This is a genomic window from Salinimicrobium oceani (genome assembly GCF_012037645.1).
The window spans coordinates 1-560 of record NZ_JAAVJR010000304.1 but is presented as its reverse complement, the minus strand read 5'-3'; the positions used below and the strand labels follow the sequence as shown (position 1 = coordinate 560).

The following is a 560-nucleotide window of genomic DNA, read 5'->3' as shown; positions in this document are numbered from 1 at the left end:
TCTCCAAAACAGATCTCAAAAAGTCTTTTTATATTTTCCGGAATCCCTGCCATGGTCTCTTCCCGGGAAACGTAAACCAGGTTTTCCTTTCTTAATTTCTCCATCAACCTGTGGGAATAACCGCCGGTAATCTTTTGAATTAATGGATGACTCAGGATCAACATGAGATCTTTATAGTACCGGGTCCCGTCTCCGGGAGTGGAATGCATTTGCAATAACTGCTCAAAAAAGAAAGTTGCAGGAGCATTTTTTAGGGCAAAACCCATAGTGATGTTCACCTCTTCCACGTTTGGCGGCAGGGAGTTTAGAACCGGCAGCAGGAGACTTTCATCCCCCAAAACAACAGCTGTTTGCTGTAATTCCGCCGGAGAGAGTCCGGCAAGCAGCTCTCCCATATACTTTGCCTGCCCAATATTTTTGGGCACTCCAACCATGCTGATATTTTTTGAACCGCTGTAAGAGTTGGAAACAATATTTAGAGGTTTCTCCTGATAATACGGCCATGATTTAAGGTACTGTCTCAAAAATAACGAAACATCATGCTGCTCATCTTTTAGAAA

General features: G+C 43.2%; 1 pseudogene. It reads right to left on the bottom strand.

The annotated features are described in order from the left end of the window. Positions 1 to 560: pseudogene (locus HC175_RS16870) on the bottom strand (PD-(D/E)XK nuclease family protein); the annotation flags it as partial.